Source organism: Mucilaginibacter litoreus (assembly GCF_042676805.1).
Taxonomy (GTDB): Bacteria; Bacteroidota; Bacteroidia; order Sphingobacteriales; family Sphingobacteriaceae; genus Mucilaginibacter; species Mucilaginibacter litoreus.
Genome location: NZ_JBHTHZ010000002.1, coordinates 415,006 through 433,134, shown reverse-complemented (window position 1 = coordinate 433,134; position 18,129 = coordinate 415,006). Strand labels below are relative to the sequence as shown.

General features: G+C 44.1%; 13 protein-coding genes. 7 read left to right on the top strand and 6 right to left on the bottom strand.

Annotated features, from left to right (window positions below; all coding sequences use genetic code 11):
• Positions 1-64: 64 nt before the first annotated feature.
• The 3 genes from ACFQZX_RS05320 to ACFQZX_RS05310 form a co-directional block, all read right to left on the bottom strand.
• The gene (locus ACFQZX_RS05320) at positions 65-1,204 is read right to left on the bottom strand and encodes a PAS domain S-box protein (protein WP_377112212.1); all 1,140 of its coding nucleotides are present in this window, start codon (positions 1,202-1,204) and stop codon (positions 65-67) included.
• 258 nt (positions 1,205-1,462) lie between these two features.
• Entirely contained in the window at positions 1,463-2,674 is a 1,212-nt protein-coding gene (gene lysA, locus ACFQZX_RS05315; RefSeq protein WP_377112210.1) for a diaminopimelate decarboxylase, read from the bottom strand.
• A gap of 142 nt (positions 2,675-2,816) precedes the next feature.
• Positions 2,817-4,127, bottom strand: coding sequence for an aspartate kinase (locus ACFQZX_RS05310; RefSeq protein WP_377112207.1), 1,311 nt, complete (start codon positions 4,125-4,127; stop codon positions 2,817-2,819).
• A gap of 90 nt (positions 4,128-4,217) precedes the next feature.
• Here ACFQZX_RS05310 and ACFQZX_RS05305 point away from each other — a divergent pair, with 90 nt between their 5' ends.
• The 4 genes from ACFQZX_RS05305 (at position 4,218) to ACFQZX_RS05290 (ending at position 7,283) form a co-directional block, all read left to right on the top strand.
• Complete coding sequence (locus ACFQZX_RS05305; RefSeq protein WP_377112204.1) at positions 4,218-5,630, top strand: phosphoglucomutase/phosphomannomutase family protein; 1,413 nt, start codon at positions 4,218-4,220, stop codon at positions 5,628-5,630.
• A 181-nt stretch (positions 5,631-5,811) separates the two neighbouring features.
• The gene (locus ACFQZX_RS05300; RefSeq protein ID WP_377112202.1) at positions 5,812-6,333 is read left to right on the top strand and encodes an RNA polymerase sigma factor; all 522 of its coding nucleotides are present in this window, start codon (positions 5,812-5,814) and stop codon (positions 6,331-6,333) included.
• Positions 6,314-6,583 carry a hypothetical protein gene (locus ACFQZX_RS05295; protein ID WP_377112200.1) on the top strand — a complete coding sequence of 90 codons (270 nt, stop codon included), beginning with the start codon at positions 6,314-6,316 and terminating at the stop codon, positions 6,581-6,583. Before ACFQZX_RS05300 ends, ACFQZX_RS05295 begins: the two co-directional genes overlap by 20 nt.
• Before the next feature lie 19 nt (positions 6,584-6,602).
• A complete protein-coding gene (locus ACFQZX_RS05290) occupies positions 6,603-7,283 on the top strand; it encodes a ClpP family protease (protein WP_377112198.1) in 681 nt (226 codons plus the stop codon).
• A gap of 413 nt (positions 7,284-7,696) precedes the next feature.
• On the opposite strand, the gene ACFQZX_RS05285 is transcribed toward ACFQZX_RS05290, so the two are convergent.
• Positions 7,697-8,515, bottom strand: coding sequence for an alpha/beta fold hydrolase (locus ACFQZX_RS05285; protein ID WP_377112196.1), 819 nt, complete (start codon positions 8,513-8,515; stop codon positions 7,697-7,699).
• 201 nt (positions 8,516-8,716) lie between these two features.
• Between ACFQZX_RS05285 and ACFQZX_RS05280 the strand changes: the two genes are divergently transcribed.
• The 3 genes from ACFQZX_RS05280 (at position 8,717) to ACFQZX_RS05270 (ending at position 13,353) form a co-directional block, all read left to right on the top strand.
• Positions 8,717-9,904, top strand: a complete 1,188-nt coding sequence (locus tag ACFQZX_RS05280; RefSeq protein WP_377112193.1) for an RCC1 domain-containing protein — start codon at positions 8,717-8,719, stop codon at positions 9,902-9,904.
• Between the two features lie 611 nt (positions 9,905-10,515).
• A complete protein-coding gene (locus ACFQZX_RS05275; RefSeq protein WP_377112191.1) occupies positions 10,516-11,898 on the top strand; it encodes an alpha-L-fucosidase in 1,383 nt (460 codons plus the stop codon).
• Positions 11,899-12,021: 123 nt separating this feature from the next.
• Entirely contained in the window at positions 12,022-13,353 is a 1,332-nt protein-coding gene (locus ACFQZX_RS05270) for a zinc dependent phospholipase C family protein (RefSeq protein WP_377112189.1), read from the top strand.
• On the opposite strand, the gene ACFQZX_RS05265 is transcribed toward ACFQZX_RS05270, so the two are convergent.
• Together ACFQZX_RS05265 and ACFQZX_RS05260 are read right to left on the bottom strand one after the other, a co-directional pair.
• Complete coding sequence (locus ACFQZX_RS05265) at positions 13,346-14,068, bottom strand: 4'-phosphopantetheinyl transferase family protein (protein WP_377112187.1); 723 nt, start codon at positions 14,066-14,068, stop codon at positions 13,346-13,348. The two genes, ACFQZX_RS05270 and ACFQZX_RS05265, sit on opposite strands and share 8 nt — an antisense overlap.
• Positions 14,069-14,093: 25 nt before the next feature.
• A complete protein-coding gene (locus ACFQZX_RS05260; RefSeq protein WP_377112184.1) occupies positions 14,094-18,128 on the bottom strand; it encodes a non-ribosomal peptide synthetase in 4,035 nt (1,344 codons plus the stop codon).
• Between the last annotated feature and the right edge of the window lies 1 nt (position 18,129).

Here is an 18,129-nt window from a genome sequence, read left to right as displayed (position 1 = left end):
ATAATATTTCGTATTAATACTATAATAGCAAAACATTGGATAATTATGGCAAACTCGCGTTATCTTAGGCAACTACTGCCAGGTGCCTGCTATGCAGGGTGCTTTCCGAATCCTTAACTATACCACGTATTTTTTCATCAAGCTCATTAACAGTAATTTCCATCAGGTCGAAGTAATTAAAGTTTACGTTTTCTAATTTAATCAGGTCCATAATCCCTAATAACGAAGCAACAGGCCTGCGTAGCTCATGCGACTGGATAAGGGCAATGCGCCTTAAAGCCTCATTTTGTACATTTATATATTCCTCCTGCCTTTTATGCCGGGTTACATCTATAGAGCTTATAGCTACGCCCATAATTTCGCCGCTAAGATTTTTAACCGGTTTAAAGGTTGTGTGTTTCCAGCAGGCTTTTTGTGTACCAGGCATAAGCAACCATTCGCGTTTAACAATACGACCTGTTAAAGCAATGCTAAAGCATTTTTTAAACTGGTTAAGTATCAGTGGGTCGGTATAATCAAGTATACAATCGCCATCAGAAACTTTATGCCTGTAGCTATCCCTGATAAAAGTCGCCGCCGATTTGTTAAAAGCAATTATTTCAAAATTGCTGTTTACCAGTAGATGAGTATCATTAGAGCTATCGAACATAGCCTTCAGTTTTAGCTCCGATTCGGCTATAGCAATGCTTTGCTCCAGTTCAACTTTACGTTTTTCGGCCAGAGTATGCAGGCTTTGGTTAAGTTCCATTAAATGCACCACCTGTTTGGCCATAACCAATAAGGTTTTTTGCTGATGAGCGCTTAATTCACGTGGCTTAACATCAACTACACAAAGGCTGCCAATAGCAAACCCCTCCTTTGTTACAAGGGTAGCGCCGGCGTAAAACCGCACATAGGGTTCGCCGGTTACCAAAGGGTTGCTTTTAAATTCGTCATCAAGCAAAGTATCGGGTATGGTGTATATTCCGTTTTGCTTTAAGGTATTGTTACAAAAAGAGATTTCCCTGTCAGTACAGGTAATCTCCGTACCGGCAGAAGCCTTAAACCATTGTGTGCTTTCATCTAACAGGGTAACCAGCGCAACCGGCGTTTCGCAAATTTCAGCAACCAGGTTAACTAATTCATTCAGATCGCTGGTAATACCGGCATCAAGCTTTTTAAATCTTTCTACTGTGGCAAGCCTTTGGTGCTCGGTATAACTCATAAATAAATGGTGAATATGTAACTTACACAACGCATTACATTTAACAATACTATTTGTTTGTATTAAATATAATACAACGCATGTTTAAATGGAAATTGACTTACATACGACAAAAACTTAACAACAGTTGCTACAATATTAACAACTATAGCTGCAAAAGCCCATAGGTTTAAATTTTTGTTTGAATATATGCGGGTTACTGCCCGAATGACAACCGCCATGAGCAGCAACCTTATCAATGCGTCAATACAGTTGGGCTTAAGCTATGGGTTCTGAATATACACTTTGCACCTTGTTGCGCAGGTTATAATTTGATGCCATTACCTCGCCATAGGCACCAGCTGTACGTATAGCTATCAGGTCGCCACGGTATGATTGAGGCAGGTCGACATCTTTTCTGAAACAATCTGTACTCTCGCAGATCGGGCCAACAACATCGTATTTTACAGGTGATCGGTTAATCGTAAATGGAGATTGGTTATCTTCTGCTAAATGCCCACTGCCAACTGGCTCCTGCCCACTTAAATTCTCTATTGAATGATAAGCCTGATAAAGCATAGGGCGCATAAGTTCCGTCATGCCGGCATCAAGTACCAGGAAATTTTTCTTTTGGCCATTTTTTACATACAGCACTCTTGCTATTAACGATGCCGATTGCGCTACAAGGGCGCGGCCTAATTCGAAATGTACTTCCTGCCCTGGTTTTACATTTAAAAACTTACTGAATACTTTAAAGTAGCTTTCAAAGTCTGGTATGTTGGTATCGGGGTTGTAATAATCAACCCCCAGGCCACCGCCTGTATTCAACACCTTTACACTAAAACCATGATCCTCAAACCAATCCTGAATTTCGTTAATACGGATGCAAAGGCTCCGATAAACCTCCATATCGGTAATTTGTGAGCCAATATGAAAATGGATTCCTAAGAATTTAATATTTTTTAATTTACGTAATGCATCAGCAACATCATTAAGCTGCCAGGTATTGATACCGAATTTATTCTCATCAAGCCCGGTGGTTATAAAATGATGGGTATGGGCATCAACATTCGGGTTGATACGGATAGCAACACCAGCCACCTTATTTTTGGCGGCGGCAAGCTCATTAATGATCTCCAGTTCCTGTACCGACTCTACATTGAAACAAAAGATATCAGCATCCAAAGCATCGTTTATTTCCCTGTCAGACTTACCAACCCCGGCAAAAACAACCTTTTCTTTACCAAATCCGTTTTCAATGGCGGCAATAACCTCGTTACCGCTTACACAATCTGCACCGAAGCCATAGGCTTGTACCGCCTTAAGCACTTGCGGGTTAAAGTTAGCCTTCATGGCATAGTGTACATGGAAGCCGTATTTTAATGATGCATCGCGGCATGCACCCAGGGTTTGCTTCAAAACCTCCATATCATAATAATAAAATGGAGTTTCGATACCGGTAAAGCGTTGTATGGTATTGTTGTTGAACATGGATTCTTTATCTTCAATGTGTCATTGCGAGGAACAAAGCACTCTCTCTTGCATGTCAGGCCAATAGCCTGTAGATTGCTTCGTCCCTCGCAATGACGCTTAACTATTTTTGGATCGTAAATCGTAAATCTAAAATCGTACTTTAAAACAACCTGCTGTGCAGGCTTCTTAACACCTCGGTCTTTTCTTCTGTTTTTACCAGTAACGACAGGTTATGATCGCTGCCGCCGTATGATATCATGCGCACGGGTATATGTTTAATGGCCTCTAAAACACGCGACGCATAACCATGCTTTTCGGCGCCAAAATCGCCCACTACACAAATAATAGTATGGTTAACATCAACATCAACAGTACCAAATGCAGCAAGCTCTTTGGTAATTTCGCCCAGGTAGGTGGTATCGTCAATAGTTAATGATACGGCCACTTCTGATGTTGTGATCATATCTATCGAGGTACGGTAGCGCTCAAACACCTCAAATACCCTGCGTAAAAAGCCATGCGCCAACAGCATACGGCTGCTTTGTATTTTTATGGCAGTGATACCATCTTTAGCGGCTATAGATTTGATCTTATCTTTCTCGCTGGTATTGGTTATTAAGGTACCTGCCGCCTTTGGGTCCATGGTATTTAGCAGGCGCACGGGTATTTTATATTTTTGTGCCGGGAAAACACTTTGCGGGTGCAATATTTTGGCGCCAAAGTAAGCCAGTTCGGCAGCTTCATCAAAAGATAGCTGGGCTATAGGTTTGGTATTGCTCACTATACGTGGATCGTTGTTGTGCATACCATCAATATCCGTCCATATCTGCACCTCTTCGCTGCGGATACCAGCCCCTATCAATGATGCGGTATAGTCGCTTCCACCCCGGCGCAGGTTATCTATCTCACCAAAGGAATTGCGGCAAATAAAACCCTGGGTGATAAACAGATTAACTTCAGGGTGCTTTTCAAGCAAGGGGGTAAGCTGGCTTGTTATATAATCCACAACCGGCTCGTTATCCTCATCTATCTTCATAAAATCAAGCGCAGGCAATAAAACCGAAGGAACGCCTATTTCTTTCAGATAGATATGGTATAAGGTTGTTGAAAGTAATTCGCCCTGAGCCAGTATTATTTTATCCTCTATCGGCGTAAACAGATCATTGGCAAAACCGCTTAGCAGGTTAAAGTGATGATTAATAACCTCTGTGCCCTGCTCGTAAAATTCGGTCTTGGTATATAATTCTTTTAAAACGTTTTCGTATTTATCCTTCAGAATAGCTATCAGGTTTGCAGCCTTTGCCTTATCGCCGGCCAGGTAAGCTGCGCCAATTTCCACCAAACTGTTTGTAGTGCCCGACATGGCCGACAACACCACTATCTGCCGCTCTTGCGGATTAATGATATCCAGCAGTTTTTGCATGCGGGCGGCACTCCCCACCGATGTTCCGCCAAATTTTAAAACTTTCATTATTTGTTTCCGTTTACGATAAATGATTGATATTCTTGTATCAATATTTAAGGCGCTAAAAATAGGATTTTAACCACTTATCTCTGAACAATGATCAAAATAAAATTTGGAACAGATGGCTGGAGGGCCATTATAGCTGACGACTTTACCCTTGAAAATGTGAAACGCGTAGCCTATGCTACAGCAATATGGCTAAAAGATAATTTTGAAAATCCATCGGCCGTTGTTGGCTGCGACCCTCGTTTTGCAGGGCCAATGTTTGCAGATGCTACTACCTGCGTGCTGGCATCACAGGGCATCAAGGTTTTTCGCGCCGAAAACCTGTTCGTATCTACCCCAATGATCTCGTTAGGTACAGTACGTAAAGAAGCTTCTGCTGGTATTATTATCACTGCAAGCCATAACCCGCCTGCCTATAATGGCTACAAGATCAAAGCTCATTATGGCGGCCCTGCTACTCCTGATGATATTGAGAAAGTGGAAGCCCAGATACCTGATACCATTGACCTGCAACTAAAAACCGTTGCCGACTATGTAACCGAAGGGACAGTAGAATATGTGAACCTGGAAGACATGTATGTTGAGCACGCTGAAAACAGCTTTGATATTCCGGCTATCAGGGATAGCGGATTACAATGGGCTTATGATGCCATGTATGGCGCCGGCCAAAATGTAATGCGTCGCTTGTTCCCGGATATTACTTTTTTACATGCCGACTATAACCCAGGCTTTGATGGACAGGCGCCGGAGCCAATTCAGCGTAACCTGCAGGAGTTTGAGCAGTTGATCAAATTATCTGAAGGAGAAATTGCATCAGGCTTGGTTACCGATGGCGATGCAGACCGTATTGGTTTGTACGATGCCGATGGTAATTTTGTTGATTCGCACCACATCCTTTTACTGCTTATAAATTATATGTATAAAGTTAAGGGCGAGCGTGGTGAGGTGTATTCAACCTTCTCCTGCACCAGCAAAATTCAAAAACTATGCGATGCTTATGGTTTGAATAACACCGTTACCAAGATTGGGTTTAAGTACATCTGCGATCTGATAGTTAACTCTGGTAAACCGTTTATGGTGGGTGGTGAAGAGTCTGGCGGTATCGCGGTTAATGGCCACATTCCTGAGCGTGATGGTGTTTGGATCGGCTTGATGATATGGGAGTTTATGGCGACAAGCGGCCGTACCCTTAAAGAGCTTGTACAGGAAATTTACGATGTTGTAGGTAAGTTTGCTGTTGAGCGTTATGATTTACATGTAACAGAAGAGAAAAAGCAAGCTATCATCAGCAGTTGTAAAGGTGGCCAGTATAATACATTCGGCAACCTTAAGGTTGAACGCACCGAAGATCTTGACGGCTTTAAATTCTTTTTTGAAGATGGAAGCTGGGTAATGATCCGCCCATCAGGTACAGAGCCTGTACTGCGTGTGTATGCTGAAGCGCCTACCACTGCAGAGTCCTTCAAAATATTAGATACCGTAAAAGCTGAGTTGCTGAAGTAGTCTGTATCAGAATTTACAGGATTTAAGAATTAACAGAATAGGTAAAGGCTTGCTTCGGCAAGCCTTTTTTGTTTCATCAACGTGGCATTGCGCAATGAAGCAATCTCTTCATTAAGAAAAAAGTTGGTAACTTGAGGTGATATTGCACTCAAAAACCGCACCTGGTATTAAAAGCATAAGTATGATAAGCAAACATAATCGCGAAGCGATGTTAACGGAGCTTTATAAAAGCGCTTTCCCGGCTGTTGCCAAATACATAAGCAAAATGGGCGGCTCTTTTGATGATGCTAAAGATATCTTTCAGGATGCGCTGGTTATATACTATGAAAAGGCTATCGCAGGCGATGCAGCTGTTGCCAACAAACGTGCATACTTAGTGGGGATAGCTAAACATCTTTGGCTTAAAAAGTTTAATGCAGCTATTCTTTCCACATCCTTAAACGATTTGCCTGTTGATATTATCCAGACTGTTGACGAACAGGTATCTGCAAATAAAGTATTGCAATACCTGCAAACCGCCGGCAAACGCTGCATGGATCTGTTAAGCGCTTTTTATTACGATAAACTACCCATGAAAGATGTCGCCGGCTTATTTGGCTACTCCGGCGAACGCTCGGTAACCGTACAAAAATACAAGTGCCTGGAAAAAGTAAGGGAAACAGTTAAACAACAATCGCTCAGCTATGCGGACTTCATTGAATAATATCAAAGAAACAGACGATTATCTGTTGGGCTTGCTATCAGCTCCAAATGCCCTTGTGTTTGAAGCCCGAATGCTTATAGATGCACAATTACAGGAACAAGCAGCTCTGCATAAACAAACGCACAGCCTTATTCAACAATATGGCCGGGCACGGCTTCGGGCAGATATAGAGGCAGTGCATACGCAGTTATTCAACCAGCCGGAGCATAGCAGTTTCAGGCAGCGCATACTTCGCTTATTTAAAGGTTAACACTTAATTTTTACTGATAATGAATATTAACGAGTTCCGCAAATATGCGGTGAGGCATCGCCATGTCCAAAGTTTACATGTAGACAGGTTTATAGCACAGGTAAATAGCAACCGGTTAAGCGCCTCCATGACACCTGCCATTATGGAAGAGCGGCAAATGAACATCACCCAAATGGACGTTTTCTCTCGCCTCATGATGGATCGCATCATTTTTTTAGGTACCGCTATCGACGATCATGTGGCCAACATCATACAGGCCCAGTTACTGTTTCTGCAATCGGCGGATAGCAAAAAAGACATACAGATATACATTAATTCGCCTGGTGGCTCGGTGTATGCCGGGTTCGGGATGTATGATACCATGCAGTTCATCTCGCCGGATGTGGCTACCATCTGTACCGGTATGGCCGCGTCTATGGCATCGGTTATACTTTGTGCAGGTACGGCAGGTAAACGCGCCGCATTGCCACACTCAAGGGTAATGCTGCACCAGCCATCCGGAGGTACGCAGGGAACAGCTGCCGATATTGAAATCGCCGCGCAACAGATATCTATCATGAAAAAAGAGCTCTATGAAACCATTGCCAAACACAGCGGCCAAACCTACGAAAAGGTGTATCAGGTATCAGACCGCGACCACTGGATGATAGCCGCCGAGGCAAAAGATTTCGGCATTATAGACGAGGTGCTGGGTAGTTGACAAAAGTGGCCTCTCCTAAATCCTCTCCAAAGGAGAGGACTTTATTTTTCTTTATAGCCTAAAATACTCACCCGGCCATCGCTATCGCCCGACCACCCTCTCTCCCGCAAGCGGAAAGAGGGTATTCTTTAAAAGTCCTTTTTCACCCTCTTTGCGCAGCAGAGAGGGTCGACCAGCGAAGCGAAGTCGGGGTGAGTAAATACACCGTAAGTCAACTCACCCGGTCATCGCTACCACTCGACCACCCTCTCTCCCGCAAGCGGAAAGAGGGCTCTTTAAAAGGTCCTCTCCTGGGAGAGGCCTTAGGAGAGGGTAATTCGTAAGCAGAAAGATTAACCATTGTCACCAGTAAACGTTATTTACAAAAAAGGGTGCCTTAACAGTACACCCTTAGTTATAAATATGCGTATTATCTAAGATTGAATAAATTCCAAAATATCGGCGTTGATGGTAGCTGCTTCGGTAGTAGGCATGCCATGAGGAAAACCCGGATATGAGATCAATTTACCATTTTTTAATAATTTAACCGCCTTTGCACCCGAAATCGGGAACGGTACGATCTGATCGTCTTCGCCATGCAATACCAGCACAGGCAGGTCAACACTTTTCAGGTCCTCGGTAAAATCGGTCTCAGAAAAAGCTTTGATGCCATCATGATGTGCCAGTACACTGCCCATCATGCCCTGGCGCCACCAGTTATCACGAATACCTTGTGATATCTTTGCGCCTTCGCGGTTGTAACCATAAAAGGGAATAGTGAAATCCTGGAAATATTGTGGCCTGTTAAAAGCGGTACCCTGGCGAATCTCGTCGAAAACTGCTATTGGAACGCCATCCGGATTGTTTTCAGTTTGTAACATCAATGGCGTAACAGCACTGATCAGTACAGCTTTTGCAACCTTACCCCGGCCGTATTTAGCCACATACCTGATCACCTCGCCGCCGCCTGTAGAGTGGCCTACATGAATGGCGTCCTGCAAACCCAGGTGATCGTAAAGTTCTGCTGCATCGTCAACATAAGTGTCCATATTATGGCCGCTTGCCGCCTGCGACGATCTGCCGTGGCCTCTGCGGTCATGAGCAACTACCCTGTATCCTTTTTGAACAAAAAACATCATTTGCGCGTCCCAATCATCACTTGATAAGGGCCAGCCGTGGTGAAATACAATAGGTTGCCCTTTGCCCCAGTCTTTGTAGTAGATCTCGGTTCCGTCTTTTACTGTAAATTTCATAAAAATGTGATTTTGATTTATCTATATTGTTTAATTGCAAACCGTAGAATATTGAAGTGCCTTATATGCCGATAACTGATAACCAATTGATAAAATATTCAATCTTCTATCGCCAAAAATGCTGTAGTTATTCGGGAACCGAATGCCTAAACAAAGATCATATTTTTAATGTTATGGTGTGATAAATATTATATGACCTTTATGAGACTATACTCTGGTTTAACCTGCAACCACAAGAAGCTCTTATTACCCAAATCTACTCTTTTAACCTTTAGTTGCATCCTTGCATTGCTAATTACTGGTTCGTCCTGTAAAAAAGGAAACAACCCATCGCCGGAAACACCGGCAGAGGGGTCAACAAATAACAGTTACTTTACTGCAATTGCTACCAGCGATAACAATTCATTGGCTGTTGACGATAAAGGCGGGCTATGGGGTGCAGGAGAAAACAATGGAATGGTTTTAGGTACCGGCAATGCAGAAATACAGAAAAAATTCGTGCACGTAAGCGATAAGGTCAAGGACGTTTCCATCAGCGAATCCCGCTCCCTGATCATTAAGACAGACAATTCCGTATGGACCTGCGGTAAAAACACTTTCGGAGATTTAGGTACTGGCGGTTACGAGCCCACAAACGGCGTTTTTGTTAAGGTAGCTGAAGGGGGAGATCAAATCCAGGCAGACCATAACAATGGATATATTGTAAAGTCTGACCATACGCTTTGGGCAGCCGGGTTTAACTATTTCAATCAGTTTGGCCCGGGCTTCACTAAAGCAGAGGTTATTGGCAAATACACGAAGATAGCAGACAATGTTGCCGCTGTTTCTACTGGCCGTAGTTGTATATTTATGTTAAAAACCGACCACAGCCTGTGGGCCTGCGGACAAAATGTATGGGGGCAGTTAGGCCTGGGAAATAAAACAGACCAGTATGGCTTTGTGAAAGTTATGGATAATGTTAAGGCTGTAAAGGCTGCCGAATTCCATTCATTAGTCATCAAAACGGATAACAGCTTATGGGCCGCCGGTGATAATGATTTTGGTGAACTGGGTACCGGAAATAAAACCGGGCAAACCCGTTTTGTAAAGATTATGGATGGAGTAAAGGCCGTAACTGGGGGCGAGTATTTTTCTCTTGCAATTAAGACGGATAACAGTTTGTGGGCAACAGGCTATAACAGTTTTGGAACTTTTGGCATTGCAAGCCCCGACCAGACCAGGTTTATACACGTAATGGATAATGTAGCAGAAGTTACAGCATACATTTATCATGCTTTTATTATAAAAGCAGACAAGACATTATGGGCAACAGGTGATAATACCTATTATCCGTTAGGGACCGGGGATAGAGAAGATCTGTCGGTTTTTACAAAAGTGAAACTGGACTAACTCAGTTTATGAGTAAGGAGAGTATCAATTAAGTCCTCTCCTGGACAGGATTTAGGAGAGGGTTTTTACAAGCAAATCCCCTAAGCCGACTCACCCGGTCTTCGCTAACGCTCGACCACCCTCTCTCCCGCAAGCGGAAAGAGGGCGTTTAAAGTCCTCTCCTTTGGAGAGGATTTAGGAGAGGCAACTCTTTGCATAGCTGAGATGGTCGACCGGCGAAGCGCGGTCGGAGTGAGTAATAGTCCTCAAGCAAACTCACCCAGTCATCGCTAATGCTTGCCCCCCCTCTTCCGCAAGCGAAAAGAGGGCGTTTAAAGTCCTCTCCTTTGGAGAGGATTTAGGAGAGGCAACTCATTGCGCAGCAGAGAGGGTCGACCAGCGAAGCACAGTCGGGGTGAGTAATAGTCCCCAAGCAAACTCACCCGGTCATCGCTAATGCTCGACCACCCTCTCCCGCAAGCGAAAAGAGAAAGTTTGAAGTCCTCTCCTTTGGAGAGGATTTAGGAGAGGCAACTCATTGCACAGCTGAGAGGGTCGAACGGCGAAGCGCGGTCGGAGTGAGTTAATTTCACAAATAATCGCTTAATTTGATTCCTTATCAGCTTTTATACATGAAAAAAATACTTTTAGCCGCTTTTCTTTTACTTTCTGCAGTGTTTAACATTGCTGCTCAAACCAAAACTGACCTTTCCACCCTTCAGCAGCGGTTTGTTGATCTTAAGTTCGGCATGTTTATCCACTTCAATATGCCTACCTATTGGGATGCCGACTGGCCTGACCCTGAAGCTTCTCCCGCGCTATTCAATCCTAAAAAGCTTAATGCCGACCAGTGGGCCAAAGCCGCCAAAAGCGCAAACATGACCTATGGTTGCTTAACTACCAAGCACCACAGCGGTTTTTGCATTTGGGATACCAAAACAACCGACTATAACGTAATGAACAGTCCGCTTAAGCGCGATGTTGTTAAAGAGTATGTAGATGCTTTCCGCAAAAACGGACTTAAAGTAATGCTATATTATTCGATACTTGATACACATCACCGCCTGCGCCCAAACTCTATCACACCGAAACATTTTGAAATGGTTAAGGCGCAGCTTACAGAATTGCTTACCAAATACGGCAAAATTGAAGCGCTGATCATTGACGGTTGGGACGCGCCATGGTCGCGCATTAGTTATGACGATATACCTTTTGAGGATGTATACCGCCTGGTAAAATCATTGCAGCCTGATTGCATTTTGATGGACCTTAACGGCGCAAAATACCCTGCCGAAGGTTTGTTTTACAGCGACATAAAAACTTATGAGATGGGCGCCGGCCAGCGTTTGGATAAAGGCAGCAACGTTATGCCCGCCCTGGCCTGCCTTCCGCTCCAATCAAGCTGGTTCTGGAAAACTAATTTCCCTGCTACACCGGTAAAAGAAGCGGCGAAAATGGTTAACGAACTAACTACTTTAAATAATGCCGGCTGTAACTACATCCTTAATGTTGCGCCTAACCGGGATGGCTTGTTTGATGATAACGCACTCGCCGCCCTTAAGGAAATTGGCAAACAATGGCAAAACAGCAGCGGTGCCCCTAAACTGGCGCCAACCGGAGAGCCCATCATATCAACCAACCTGGCCAAACACAAGCCAACCAACAGCAGTTGGAGCGATGACATGAACATCATGGATTTTGCAAATGACGATGATTTCACCACCTCGTGGATATCAAACACAACTGTAAAAACGCCATGGTGGGAAGTAGATTTCGGCCGCGATACGGAGTTTAATGCCATTGCCCTGACTGAGCCAAAGGCAAACATCAGCAGCTATCACATCGAATATTATCAAAATGGAGTTTGGAAACCTTTGGTTACGGGTAATACAGCAAAACGTGTAAAAATTCATCGCTTTGATACCGTTTGGGGTAACAAGTTAAGGGTTACAATAGATAAGGCAGAAGGGCAGGTTTCGATAGCAGAGTTTGGTGTTTATAACGAAAAGAAATAACTTAAGGCCTTTACTTACCAATTAGTAGCCTGTTACCGCTTACCTCATTTACAAAAGGAGCAATTATAATGCTCCTTTTGTAATAATGTTATCATTATTCGATATTAAAAAACCATTCATACGTTGATACCGTTACTACGTGGCATCAGATACTTAACCATGTTAATAGCCGGTAAACCTTTAGGCCGATTTTTCTTCCTTTTCATATTACTTGCCTTTTCACGGCTAAACGTAAAAGCGTACTCGGTACTGGCACATGAGGCTATTATAGATGCATCATGGAAACCGGTGATGATACCGCTTCTGAAAGAAAAATACCCAAATGCTACCACTCAGGACCTGTTGCTGGCCCACTCTTATGCTTATGGCGGCAGTATAGTGGCCGATATGGGGTATATGCCCTTTGGCAATGGTTTTTTTACCGATCTGCTGCATTATGTACGCAGCGGTGATTTTATTGTTAATCTGATTGCCGATGCCAGAAATTTGAATGAATATGCCTTCGCGCTGGGGGCGCTATCGCATTACATGGCCGATAAATACGGGCATTCCATGTCTACCAACTTAAATGTACCTATCATCTACCCAAAACTTAAAAAAAAATTTGGCGATGTAGTGACCTACGAAGACAATCATCTATCACACAGTCGAATGGAGTTTGCTTATGATGTTTTACAGATAGGCCAGCATGGCTATACATCAGAAGGTTATCATGATTTTATAGGGTTTAATATTTCGGTACCTGTATTGGAAAGAGCTTTTTATACCACTTACGGCCGCCGGCTTAACACCATTTTCGGCAATATAAATGCCGACATTAACACCATGCGATGGGGCGTGCGTAACCTTTTTCCGAAGCTTACCAAATCAGCCTATAAAGCGAATAAGGAGGAGATAGAAAAGCTGCACCCGGGCATAACAGCTAAAAAGTTTCAATACAAAATGAGCAGGCGCGCCTTTAACCTGGAGTATGGCAAAGAGCGTACGGAAGTGAAATTTTTTGCGAAGCTAACCGTGTTCTTTATAAAAATACTGCCAAAGATAGGCCCGCTGAAGGCGCTTAAGTTCAAGTCGCCAGGCACTGAGGGCCAACACTTGTTTGCCGTTAGCTTTGAGGCGATACTTAATAACTATAAATCTGCGCTTGAAAAGGTAAAAGCCAACCAACTGACTTTGCCTGATATTAATTTTGATACGGGTAACCCTACCCTACTTGGCGAATATCAGCTTGCTGATGACACTTATGCTAAGTTGTTAGAAAAACTACAGGAAGAAGGATATAAAAATATCACCCCACAACTGCAAAACAATATACTTGATTATTACGCAAAAGCCGACACTACTGTACTGATGAAAAAAGATAAAAAGAAATGGAGGCTAACAGCGTTAAGGGTTAAAGAAATAGCAGCTTTTAAGGCTGGTGCACCGGATAGCCTTACCGTGATGGCTAAATAAAACAGGCTTCAAAAAATTTAATGTAACAATTTTCGCATCCAATAACCACAGTGGCTGCATAATCATCGGCAAGCGCAAAGCTTTCCAGCTTATAATTATTGTTAATACTGGCTATCTGTGCCGGTAAAGGGTATCTTCCATCAAGCGCAGGGATGGCGTTAAGATACTCTCCAAGCCCGTTGCCAGTGGCTTTTAATATAGCTTCTTTACGTGTCCATAAGTTAAAAAAGCTTTCGGTTGAATTTGATTGATTGATATAAGCAACTTCTTCATCACTAAAGTGCAAGGGCAAAATATCATGATAGTCAAACTCCTTGTCGATATATTCTACATCTGCACCAACTGGCGAAACGGCTACTGCCAATATAATCCATTCGCCGGAGTGCGAAAGGTTATAATGCAACCCGTAGTTATTACCTGCCAGATAAGGTTTTTTGTTTTCACCCGGTATAAACTGAAGCATGTATGGCTCAACATTGACATATCCGCCCAGTAAAACGCGTTGTGCCCCTCGGCTTATAATAAACCGGTGTTTATCCTTTTGCTGTAAATATCTTGCAGCTCTTATATTTTCCTCAGCGTTTAAAAGCCGGGCAAAATTATCAAGGTTGCCTATATTTTGCCGGATGTTAATGCGCCATACATGTACTTCGCCGGGGGCAGGAATATCATATCCCTGGGCTTGCCTGTATAATTGCCAATTTACAAGAGGCAAATAACTATTGCTGATTATCGACACATTAATAATTTATCTTATTGAGGCACTCTTGTAACACCTTTGAGAAAACCTTATCATTAGGTTCTTTAAACATGGTATTGTGCTCGCCTGGAACGCTGTGTATGTTTATACCTTTCAGCGCATAAGCTTTCCAGCCCATGTATTCGTAATCATCCAGGTAATATGACCGTGTTTCTGCCCTGAATAATTGAATCTCCAGGTTTGAAGGCTGTATCCGGTAATGCTTCTGGGCAATGTTGTTCATCTCGTCTATCTTATTGGAGTAGCCAAAAAAGCCAACCTGGTTTTGCTGCTCGCCATGCTTCAGCTTCCAATAAAGCCTTGTTAAACCTCTTTTTACCGCGGTGGATCGCTTTTGTATGGTTTTTTCAAACCCATCCTGAAAGGTAAGGCTGTGCCAAAGCTTTCGGCCAAAGTACAGTCCACGTTTAACATACTGCACATGCCAGGGATCGTAATGTGGGGTACGATAGGCATAAGTATCAAACATACCCAGCATGCGCACATCTTTGTTAAGCGCCTGCATTTGCCTGGCCATTTCAAAAGCGATCAACCCGCCGAATGAAAAGCCTGCCAATGCATAAGGCCCATCAGGGTTTTGCGCCAGTATAGACGATATGTAATGCGCCGCCATATCTTCAATACGGTTCAGCGGCTCATCAACACCATTAAGGCCTTTTGCCTGCAGCCCGTAAACCGGCTGATCGGCATCCATATTTTTGGCAAGCGTATTAAACAATATTACGTTGAGCCCAGCGCCGTGTACAATGTAAATAGGCACCTTTGTACCTGTAGGCTTTATAGGCACCAGCGAATCCCATGTGATGGCCGAGTCGTCTGCCTCCACCATCCGGGCAAGTTTTTCAACGGTAGAGTGCTCAAACAAAATAGCCAGCGGTAGCCGTTTGCCGGTATCTTTCTCAATACGCGCCATCACCTTAACGGCAATCAGCGAGTGCCCGCCCAGCTCGAAAAAGTTGTCATGTATGCCTACTTTTTCAAGGCCCAGCATTTCAGCCCACATCTCAGCAAGCATTTTCTCGGTTTCGGTATTTGGCTCTACATATTTTACAGTTTCTGCTGTGCTTATATCACGTGCAGCCAGTGATTTTTTATCTACCTTACCGTTAGGCGTCATCGGCATTTCGTCAATGATGGCAAAGTTATCAGGCACCATATAATCGGGTACGGAGCTGCGCAACGATGAACGCCATTGCTGTATCATGTCGGCCACGTTATCCGCGCCTTTAAACTTATCTTCAAGGATAATGTAAGCAACCAGTTTGGCAACGCCGTTACCGTCTGCCCGTGCTATTACAACGGCCTGCTTAATCGCTTCTTCTTTAGTAAGGTTAAACTCAATCTCGCCTGTTTCAATGCGGTAACCGCGAATTTTAACCTGGGCATCAATACGCGAGATGTACATCAGCTCGCCATCGGCGGTAAAAGTGCCCAGGTCGCCGGTGCGGTACATGATGGCCCCCGCCCTGTCGTCGAATGGGTCGGCAACAAACTTTTCTGCCGTTAGCTCAGGCTGGTTGAGGTAACCTTTGGCAACCCCTTCACCGGCAATATAGATCTCACCGGCTGCACCTGGTGCAAGCGGATTTAAAAACTTATCTAAAATGTAGATGTAAGTATTGTCTATTGGCTTACCAATGCTGATAAACCCATCACCCGGCTTTATTTCTTTAAGGGTCGACCAGATGGTAGTCTCGGTAGGCCCGTAAACATTCCATAACGATGATGCCCGCTCAAGGATATGCCCTGCAAGATCCATAGGCAGGGCTTCGCCGCCACAAATCACTTTTATTTTTTCTTCGCCCCATCCGGCTTCCAACATAATGCGCCAGGTGTAAGGCGTGGCCTGCATTACTGTAATCTTTTCTGTACGGATAAGGTCGAGCAATGCATTACCATCTTTTGCAGTAGCAGCGTCGGCTAATACAATCTGTGCGCCGGTTATCAGCGGCAACCAAAGCTCGAGCCCGGCAATATCAAAGCTTATTGTGGTTACGGCCAGCAATTTATCTGCAGCCGTTAAACCCGGCTGCTTTTGCATGCTGTATAAAAAGTTAACTACGTTATGATGCTTTATCTGCACACCTTTAGGCTGGCCGGTAGACCCCGAAGTATAAAGAACGTAAAGTAAATCGTCAGGCTTTACATTAACAACAGGGTCGGTATCCGGATAACTTTTAAGCTTAGGCATAATAGTGTCCAGTAAGATCTCTTTTGCATTAGAGACATACTTGCCACTGTAATTATTTGAGGTGATAAGAACTACGGCGGCCGAATCTTCCAGCATGTAATTGATGCGGTTGATTGGGAATATCGGGTCGAGCGGTATATAGGTAGCACCAGCTTTAATGATAGCTAAAAGCGCCACAACCAAATCGGCCGACCGATCCAGCGATATGGCAACTTTATCCAGCGGCTTAACGCCATTTTCTATCAAGACCGCTGCCAACTGGTTGGCTTTTTTGTTCAGCTCCGCATAAGTATACGCTGTTCCGTTAAACTTAAGGGCAATGCTACCGGCATGTTGTTCAGCGGTCTCGCTAATAATCTGATGCAGGGTTTTATCCCGCGGGTATTCTACACGTGTATCGTTCCACTTGTTCAGTTGCTCCCTTATTTGTGTAGCGTTCATTACAGGTAATTTACCTATGAGAGTTTCCGGCGATTGAGCTACCTGGCGAAGCAAATGTTCAAACTCTTTCATGAAACGGCTGATAGTGGCCGGTTCAAAAAGCTGCGTATTATATGACCATTCAAAGGTGAGCATGCTTTTATGATCAGTAATATTGAGAAATATCTCAAATGTTTCGTATTCGCGCGGGTTGTTGATGTATCGGTGCTTAAGGCCATGAAAAGCTACGCCATCATCCATGCCGATATCAATATTGAATACCACAGGTACTAATGGTAAACGCGAGGCATCACGCGGAATATTTAATTTTTTAAGCAGGCTGCCAAAGGTGTAACGCTGATGATCGTAAGCGTCAAGCACCACATTTTTACGGTCTTTAAGATAATTGATAAAGGTTTGGTCACCATGCGGAAAACTCCTTAAAGGCAGCAGGTTAACGCAATGCCCCACCAGCCCAAAGTTACCACTGGCCGACTGCCCTGCGGCAGGCAGGCCTATTATCACTTCATCCTGCCCGGTTACCTGGTGTAAAAACACCTCGAACGATGCCAGGATAGTATTCACAAAGCTAAGGCCTGCTTTACGGGCTAAAGCCTTTAAATCATTTACCAGATCAGCATCAAGCCCAAAGTCGGCACGGGCGCTTTTGAAGGTGCGGGGCGATGGCCTTGGGTTGTCTGCAGGCAGATCAAGCAAATGATTGCTGCCTTTAAATTGCTCTACCCAGTACTGTTCTGTAGAATGGTGTTCCTCGCTCCCACTTGTATTGGCCTCCTCTATAGCGTAGTCACTAAAGCGTGGTGCAGGAGGCAAAGCAGGTTCCTGCCCCTGCGCATAGGCCGAATACAGCTTACCCAGGTCCTGCATAACAATCCCCATGGACCAGCCATCGCAAACAATATGGTGGGTCAGTAAGATCACTACGTGTTCTTCCTCGCTTAGTTTTAACAAAGCAGCCTTAAACAGCGGGCCATTCACCATATCCATTGGTGTTACGGCCAGTTGTTTGTTATAGTTGCTTATAAACAGGGTGTTTTGTTCGTCGTCTCGGCCGGACAGGTCGTGATAATCAACCTTAACCTGAGGGTTTTTATATACAATGATGTTTTCACCATCGGCACTAAATACAGTGCGCAGTGCCTCATGCCTGTCAGACAATGCCTGCAAGGCCTTTAGCATGGCGCCCTTATCAAAACCGGGACCCGTTAATACGATAGAAGCGCAGTCGTTATAGGCACAACTGGCATCATTACCTCCAATGAGGCATGATGTCCATATCTCTATCTGCGGCTCTGTAGCCGGAGCTATTAATAATATTTCGGGTCCTGCGAACGGGTCAAAATCGCCAGAACTGATTTTAGGGGAAGCAGCTATCTGGTTCAAA

Bases quoted from the DNA above. Each gene is read 5' to 3' on its own strand.
- ACFQZX_RS05320 (WP_377112212.1), bottom strand. From the start codon at position 1,204: ATGAGTTATACCGAGCACCAAAGGCTTGCCACAGTAGAAAGATTTAAA.
- lysA (WP_377112210.1), bottom strand. From the start codon at position 2,674: ATGTTCAACAACAATACCATACAACGCTTTACCGGTATCGAAACTCCA.
- ACFQZX_RS05310 (WP_377112207.1), bottom strand. From the start codon at position 4,127: ATGAAAGTTTTAAAATTTGGCGGAACATCGGTGGGGAGTGCCGCCCGC.
- ACFQZX_RS05305 (WP_377112204.1), top strand. From the start codon at position 4,218: ATGATCAAAATAAAATTTGGAACAGATGGCTGGAGGGCCATTATAGCT.
- ACFQZX_RS05300 (WP_377112202.1), top strand. From the start codon at position 5,812: ATGATAAGCAAACATAATCGCGAAGCGATGTTAACGGAGCTTTATAAA.
- ACFQZX_RS05295 (WP_377112200.1), top strand. From the start codon at position 6,314: ATGCGGACTTCATTGAATAATATCAAAGAAACAGACGATTATCTGTTG.
- ACFQZX_RS05290 (WP_377112198.1), top strand. From the start codon at position 6,603: ATGAATATTAACGAGTTCCGCAAATATGCGGTGAGGCATCGCCATGTC.
- ACFQZX_RS05285 (WP_377112196.1), bottom strand. From the start codon at position 8,515: ATGAAATTTACAGTAAAAGACGGAACCGAGATCTACTACAAAGACTGG.
- ACFQZX_RS05280 (WP_377112193.1), top strand. From the start codon at position 8,717: ATGAGACTATACTCTGGTTTAACCTGCAACCACAAGAAGCTCTTATTA.
- ACFQZX_RS05275 (WP_377112191.1), top strand. From the start codon at position 10,516: ATGAAAAAAATACTTTTAGCCGCTTTTCTTTTACTTTCTGCAGTGTTT.